Annotated in this window: 9 protein-coding genes; all 9 read right to left on the bottom strand. The window is 64.0% G+C overall.

Annotated features, from left to right (window positions below; translation table 11 throughout):
- A partial coding sequence (locus BMW67_RS15080; RefSeq protein ID WP_218139778.1) for a transposase occupies positions 1–347 on the bottom strand: 347 nt, incomplete at its 3' end.
- A gap of 114 nt (positions 348–461) precedes the next feature.
- On the bottom strand, positions 462–968 hold the full coding sequence (locus BMW67_RS15075; RefSeq protein WP_083581654.1) for an SRPBCC domain-containing protein: 507 nt from the start codon (positions 966–968) through the stop codon (positions 462–464).
- Positions 965–1,870, bottom strand: coding sequence for an EamA family transporter (locus BMW67_RS15070; RefSeq protein WP_072748527.1), 906 nt, complete (start codon positions 1,868–1,870; stop codon positions 965–967). The genes BMW67_RS15075 and BMW67_RS15070 overlap by 4 nt, the downstream gene beginning before the upstream one ends.
- A 216-nt stretch (positions 1,871–2,086) precedes the next feature.
- Entirely contained in the window at positions 2,087–2,725 is a 639-nt protein-coding gene (locus tag BMW67_RS15065) for a DsbA family oxidoreductase (protein ID WP_072748526.1), read from the bottom strand.
- Entirely contained in the window at positions 2,725–3,348 is a 624-nt protein-coding gene (gene wrbA, locus BMW67_RS15060; RefSeq protein ID WP_072748525.1) for an NAD(P)H:quinone oxidoreductase, read from the bottom strand. Before wrbA ends, BMW67_RS15065 begins: the two co-directional genes overlap by 1 nt.
- Positions 3,349–3,454: 106 nt before the next feature.
- A complete protein-coding gene (locus BMW67_RS15055; protein WP_072748524.1) occupies positions 3,455–4,342 on the bottom strand; it encodes a LysR family transcriptional regulator in 888 nt (295 codons plus the stop codon).
- A 101-nt stretch (positions 4,343–4,443) separates the two neighbouring features.
- Positions 4,444–5,607, bottom strand: coding sequence for an MFS transporter (locus BMW67_RS15050; protein ID WP_072748523.1), 1,164 nt, complete (start codon positions 5,605–5,607; stop codon positions 4,444–4,446).
- 53 nt (positions 5,608–5,660) lie between these two features.
- Complete coding sequence (locus BMW67_RS15045) at positions 5,661–6,713, bottom strand: permease (protein ID WP_072748522.1); 1,053 nt, start codon at positions 6,711–6,713, stop codon at positions 5,661–5,663.
- Positions 6,714–6,770: 57 nt separating this feature from the next.
- The gene (locus tag BMW67_RS15040) at positions 6,771–7,076 is read right to left on the bottom strand and encodes an ArsR/SmtB family transcription factor (protein ID WP_072748521.1); all 306 of its coding nucleotides are present in this window, start codon (positions 7,074–7,076) and stop codon (positions 6,771–6,773) included.
- Between the last annotated feature and the right edge of the window lie 217 nt (positions 7,077–7,293).

The raw sequence follows: 7,293 nt of genomic DNA, 5'->3' as shown, positions 1-7,293 counted from the left end.
ACGCCCTTGATGTACATCTCCGCCACCGCCAGCATCACGGCACGCACCGAGCGGCGCCCGCGTTCGAGCGACCGCGGATAAAAGGGTTCGCCGTCGTGCCCGGCAGTTTTCGGCACCTGCACGGACACGGTGCCCGCCGGTGTGTCGATCCGCTTGGCCTTGTAGCCGTTGGCATAGCCCTTGCGGCCGGGCGTGCGCTCGTAGAGCCCGGCGCCGAGAAATCGCTCGCGCTCGATCTGCATCGCCAACTCGAAGGCGCGGGCGAACACCGAGGCGATCTCGCCAGGCCCATGCTCGATCAGTTGTTCCAAGACCGCCTCAACCGCCGTATCCTTCCTTCCGTCCATTCCCGGTCCTCCATGGTCGTTTCGCAACTCCTTGGAATACCAGAGTGGATCGCCCCTGCTGGGGCATGCCCCAGCAGGGGCTCAGCGCCCCAACCAAACTCGAATTTCCAGACCTCAGGGTACAGTACCGTTTTCGAGGTGAGCTTTGAGCGCTGCATTCATCCGGTCGAATTCGGGTTGGAACTGCTTTACGTCCATCAACCAGAGCAGAACGCCCTGGAAGCGTTCTCCTTGCACCAGCCGGGTGCCGCCATTTTCAGGCGTCAGTTTGAAGTAATGTTCGCCATCAAGGAGGCGTGGCAACCAGATCCTACCGCGCCAGCGAAGCTCTCGTGCGGGCTGCGCCAATAGTACGCGCGGCCGAATAGTGAGCGAACCACCGGTTGGACTGTCCATTTCGAGTGTCAGGCGCTCTCCAGTGTCAAAGTGACCTTCGATTCGCCGCAGTCCGGGGCTCAGCGATGCATGGATGCCTGGATCGGTCAAGAGCGCCCAGACACGCTCGGGCGCTGCTTCGATCCAGATGCGGGTCTCGATTTCGTCTCGTGGCGCAAAGATGAAGCCTGCGAGAATAAGCGCAAGCGCGCCAAGGACCGAAATATTGATCAGCATCAGTTTCATGACTTGACTTCCTTTGGATGGCGAAACTGTGTTGTTCTTTTGGACCGGGTTACCCCACTGCGGGACGCCGTCTGGCCGAGCCAGGCCGATCCGAGCGCAATCGCGGCGCCGATCCCCTGCACTGGTGTGAGCATTTGGCCGAGCCACACCCAGCCAAGGACCACCGCGGTCAGAGGGCTCATCACGCCAAGCAACGATACCGCTCCCGGCTCCAGCCGAGCGATGCCGCGGAACCATAACGCGTAGGAGACAGCCGCACCGGCGAGCGCCAGCCACGTGATCCCGACGACATTGAGCGGCGAAAGTTGCGGCAGGGCCGGCTCCGCGACCAAGGCCATAGGCACGAGAAGCGATCCGCCCGCGGTGAGCTGCCAGGCGGTAAAGACCAGGGGCGAGACAGGCGGCTGCCACTTGCGACTGAGAACCGTGCCCGCCGCCATCGCGGCCGCCGCTCCAAGTCCCGCGGCCAAACCCAGGGAGTCGAGTCTGGCCTCCGGCCCGAGGACCAGAAGCGCCACTCCGGCCACGGCAACCAGCGCGGCGGCCACCGCTCCGGCCCGGACAGGCGTCCCGAGCAAAAGCCGCGCCAGCAGGATAACGACAAGTGGCTGCACCGCGCCCAGCGTCGCCGCCACTCCGCCAGGTAGCCGATAGGCAGCCACGAAAAGGAGAGCCCAGAATCCCGCGAAATTCAATGCGCCCAATATCAGAAGGCGACCTGCCCAGGCTAGTGGTGGCAGCCTACGGACGAAGACCAGCAGCAGAAGTCCTGCCGGAAGGGCACGCAACACGGCGAGGGTGAGAGGGTAGCCCTCCGGCAGCGCTTCGGTCGTGACCAGGTAGGTGCTGCCCCAGATTGCCGGGGCAGATGCAGTCAAAAGGACGTCTTTCGCCCGGCTCATCGCCACGGTTCCCTGCTCATGGGCCTAGAACGGCGGGTGGAAGTGAGGGTGCGGACGCTGCGGCGGGGGGGTGAGACCGATATCCCGCATCAAATGCGGCGGCAGATCCGGCGGATTGGCACGCAGCAGGCGCCGCTGCCGGCGTCGGTTGAGGAAGGAACGAATCCAGGACAGCATTGAACAACCTCCATTTCAGGGTTCAGGTGGATACGAGGATCAGGCGACAAGCCGGATCGCCGCGCGAAGCTGGGCACGCAGATCCTCGAGCGGGCCGTTGACCAGCCGCGCCCCGGTCTGGCGGACGATGAGCGTGGGCACGACACGCACCTGAAAGGCACGGGCCAGCTGGCGGTCGGACTCGACCGCGCGGTAAGTCTGCGGATCGTCGAGAAGCCGCGCGAACTCCGCCTGGTCGAGCCCCATCTCACACGCAGCCAACCGCGCGGTTGCGGAATCCTCGACATTGAGCGCCTTGGTCAGATGGGCATGCTGGAGCCGGTCGAACATGTCCCAATGCGCGGCCTGCCCGCCGATCCGTTCAGCCGCCTTGCAGGCCTTCGCGGCGACAAGACCGTGCGGATAGTCGAAGGAGGCTCTGCGCATCGCTTCGATGTTGATGCCTTCGGGCCTGTCGCTGACACGGCGGCAGGCTTCCCAGTGCCCGAGAATCGCCGCGCGCGCCGCGTCCGGCTGACCCCAGCGGGCCTCCATCTCGGCGCGACTGGCCTGCAGGACAAAGGTCCGGTGGCGGACGTCCAGATTGAATTCATGCGCCAGGGTGCGTAACCGCGACGAGATGTTGTAGCACCAGCAGCACACCACATCGTGGAAGAATTCGATGGTGAGGGCAGCCATCACGCCACCTCCCGCCGGAGATCCACCCCGGCCAAACGCGCAGCAATCCGCGCCACATGCGCCCCCTGGTAGCGCGCGCCGTCCATCTCCGCCGTCGTGGGGGCGCGCGATCCGTCCGCCCCGGCGATGGTGCCCGCGCCATAGGGGGCGCAGCCGGTGATTTCGTTGCCAGCGGTCAGGCCGGAGAAACTGTAGGGCAAGCCGACGACCACCATGCCCAGATGCAGAAGCGGGACATGGGTGGAGAGCAGGGTCGCCTCGTGCCCGCCATGCTGCGTGCCGGTCGAGGTGAAGACGGCTCCGACCTTACCTTCCAAAGCGTTGCGCGCCCAGAGCCCACCCGCCTGGTCCAGAAAGGTCTTCATCTGCCCCGCCATCAGCCCGAAGCGCGTCGGGGTGCCGAAGATGATCGCATCATAGGCTTCAAGATCGGCAGGCGCCGCGACCGGGGTGTCATCCGCGATGAAACCGGCGCTCTGCCGCACTTCATCGGGCACGGTTTCGGGCACGCGCCGAATGTCCACCCGGGTGCCGGGGACGCTCGACGCCCCCTCGGCTTCGGCCCGGGCCAAGCTGCGTACATGGCCGTAGCTGGAGTAGTAGAGAACGAGAACACGCGTCATGGGATCTTCTCCAAGCAGGAATTTTCGATGCCCGAGAAGATCGTGCAGAGCGCAGCACGGATTAACCGGCCCGCAGTCAAATCATTCTTTACGCAGCGTGAAAAAATCAGCCGGCAAGCGCGGCCTGCAGGTGGTCGAGGAAGGCGCCCACGCGCGCATCCAGTCCCAACCGCGAGGCGGTGACGGCGAAGATCTGGCGCGGCGGCAGCTCGTGCTCGGGCAGGATTCGGACAAGGCGTCCCTGCGCCAGCGGCTCGGCGGCGATGAAATCCGGCAATGTGCCCAGCCCGTGCCCGGCGATCAGCAGGTCGCGCAGAACAAGGCTGTTGCCGACCCGCACCGCCGGCTCCAGCTCCAGCGACACCGTGCCCGAGGCAGATGTCATCACCCATTGCGTCAGATGATCGGCATGCAGAAAACCGATCACCCGATGCCTGGTGATGTCGTCCGGCTGGGTCGGTGTGCCGGCTTGCCTGAGGTAGCACGGCGCGGCGTAGACGCGCAGACGCGTGGTGCTGATCCGCCGCGCCACCAGACCGGAGTCAGGCAAGGCGGTGCGGATTCGGATCGAGAGATCGAAGCCGCCGTCAACCATGTCGACCATGTGGTCGTCCAGGGACAGGGTGAGCATCAGGTCCGGATGGGCGGCCAGAAACCCCGGCAGCATTGGCGCGATCACCGTCTGCCCGAAGGAGTTGGGCGCATTCACTTTCAGATGCCCTCGTATCGCTCCGGCGCCCTCGCGGATGCGAGCCTCGATGTGTGTGACCGCGTCGAGGATGCCGGCCGCCTCGTCGTAATAGAGCCGGCCGGCTTCGGTCAGCGACATGGTGCGGGTGGTGCGGTTGAGAAGGGCAGCGCCCAGGCTCTGCTCAAGCAGCTTGATCTCTCGGCTCAGCAGCGCGGGAGAAACCCCCAGATCCTCTGCGGCCCGCGTGAAGCTGCCACGCTCCACAATGCGACGAAAGGCATGCATGACTGAAAGCTTGTCCATTGGCAGAGAATACTGTTGCAAATCTCATCACAGAGGGCGTGCCCTGCAGTATAAGCCCGGCGGCGCTGTCGCGGAATGGTGTTGCCCTTGCTGGCCGTGCCTCACGCTCGCCTCAGCACAAGAAGGGCGAAGAAGGAAGCGACGCCGATCCCTGCCGTAAGCCAGATCGCAGACAAGCCCCAGGTCGCCATCGCAGCGCCGAAGATGAGGGGTGCGACTGCCTGCAAGGCACGCGCCGGCGCATTGAGCCAACCGATCCGCCGGCCGTAACCAACCGTGCCGAAGAGAGCCAGCGGCAACGTTCCCTTGGCAATGGTCAGGATGCCATTCCCGGCCCCATGCAGAAGGGCGAAAGCATGGGCCGCCGGTCCCCCGAAAAACACGAGCGCGGCCGCGGCGACAGGATGCGCCGCCGCGGCCACGCGGGCCGAGACCAACGGATGGAACCGACGCAGCAGGCCAAACTCGAGAACCCGCGCCGCGACCTGTGCCGGGCCTATGAGCGCACCGGCGGCGATGGACGCGGCAGGGCTGGCTCCCGCAATCTGAAGCAGCCCCGGCAAATGCGTGGCCATGGCGGTCGAGTTGAACCAAGTCGCAGCGAAGACGAAAGCAAGAAGATATGCCGCAAGCCGTGACGGCGGCGGTCCGGGCTCGACCGGCCTTGGGCTGGTGTCCCCTCTTTTCGATCCCACCGGCAAGCAAGCATTCAGCGGCAACGCGACACTCAGCTGGAGCAGTGCCCATCCGAAGCATGCTTCGCGCCACCCCCATGTCGCAAGCATGAGTCCCGAGAGCGGCCAACCCACCGTGCTGGCAAAGCCGGCGATCAGCGTGATACCCGTGATCGGACCGCGCGCATCATTGCCATAAATGCCTGTCAGCGTGGCAAAGCCCGCCTCGTAAAGCCCGATCCCCATGCCGAGCCCAATCACGGCCCAGCCCGCGAACAGCACTGGTGGCGTCGGCGCCACGGCAAGCAGGCCGAGACCTGCCGCGAACACAATGTTCGACAGCATAAGCACGCCGCGCCCGCCCTGGCTGTCGATCCGCGCTCCAGCCCAGGGGCCGGCCACCGAGGAGATCACCATCGCCATGGAGAACGCGCCGAAGACCCAAACCTCCGACAATTCGAAATCCGCAGCCATGGGCGCAGCCAGAACGGCAGGAATGTAATAGCTCGAGGCCCAACTGACGGTCAGGGAAGAGCCGAGCGCGGCGACGATCAGGCCGCGCCGCGCCGGAGACAGTCGTGAACGGATCATGGCATCCTCGCCTCAGACGCGGCCAGCGACGCAACATGCCTCGCCGCGATGACTCATGTCAGGGCGCTCCAGAGCTGAAACAACACTCCGGACGCAAGGGCCCCGACCAAGGACAGGCTTATGTAGGCCGTGAAGACCTTTGGCCGCACGAGCGCCCAGACCGCCATGGCTGCCGGGATCGACGTGACCCCACCCGCAACCAGGAAGGCCATGCCCGCTCCAGGCGCCATTCCCTGGTCGACCAGCCCACCGACCAGAGGCAGCGCTGCATAGCCATTCAGATAGGCTGGGACACCGACCAAGGTGGCGGTGGCGATTGGCAACAGTCCCTCTCCACCCAGCGTCGCGGTTACGGTTTCCGCGGGGATCCATGCGAGCATCAGACTTTCGAGCAGGAAAGCCAGCGTCAGCCACATGGCGAGAAACAACGTGGTGCTCAGCGCTGTCCTACCGAAAGTCGTTCGCCGGTCGGGTTCCGCCCAGAAGCGCCAGACCACTGGTTTGGGCGCGCGAATCCATGCACCGCCACAGCCGCCGCCCCTCACGTCGCGAAGCGGATCGACGAGGGCGCCACCCTTCATCAGCACATGCACTACAGTTCCGCCGAAAACCCCTAGGCCAACGGCGGCCAGCGTCTTGGCGACGGCGAATTCAAGTCCCAGCACACCTGCTGTGAGCACGAACATCGAAGGATCCATGATCGGCGAGGAAAGCCAAAAGGCCATGACCGCAGGGAGCGGCACCCCCATTGTCAGCAGAGCGGCAATCAGCGGGATCACACCGCAGGAGCAGAAGGGCGAGAGGCCCCCCGCCAGCGCACCGAGGCCAATCATGATCGCAGGCGCCCCGTTGAACATGCGGGCAATCAAGTTTTCGGCTCCAGTTGCCGCGGCCCAGGCAACGATTGTGACGGAGAGAACGAGAAATGGTGCCGTGGCCAGAAGCGATCGCCCGGCAAAGATTGCACTTTCCGCAGCCTGAGGCGTATCAAACAGCGCCAGAGCCACCAAGATTGCGGCAGAGACAAGCCAGGCACGATGCTTTCGCCATGAGATGCGGGACGGAAGACGAGATGGAGCTACAACAGTTCGCAGATTCATGTCCATTTATCCAGCATTGTAGTTATTTGTCAGAACAACCAAGCGACCAGTTCACCCAGCATACTAGTCAGAGCGCGAAGAAACTCCTGAACAGCATTCGGATGTCAGGAAATCGATGATGCGGTGCATCGCGGGAAAATCGACCCTGTTGAACACCTCGCGGCCCTGCCGCTCTTGAATGACAAGGCCGGCATCGACGAGAGCCGAGAGATGATGCGCGAGGGTCGAGGGAGCTAGGCCCAAATGCATGCCAATATCGCCAACCCGAAGACCGTTATCACCTGCCTTCACCAGCAGACGGAAGATCGACAACCGGGCGTCGTGGCCGAGAGCCGCAAGGGCGCGAGCATGTGGGCTGGTCGTGGTCATGGCCCGAATATAGCGACTATTCTGGTTTTGTCGATATCTTTTTCGAAACCTCAAGTGCCGGAGGATTCGGGTGCGCGTGAGCCGTGAGCCGTATTCCCTCATGGTGAACCGCGCCGGTCGATTAAGCAACCTGAGGTCTGGAAATTTTGCAGAGAGGGGGTCAGGCATCCTGGCATTCCCACTTGATGTATGCTTTCGTGTCTGAAGCCCATTTTTC

This window comes from Oceanicella actignis, assembly GCF_900111545.1.
Taxonomy (GTDB): domain Bacteria; phylum Pseudomonadota; class Alphaproteobacteria; order Rhodobacterales; family Rhodobacteraceae; genus Oceanicella; species Oceanicella actignis.
This window is presented reverse-complemented; position numbering and strand designations above follow the sequence as displayed.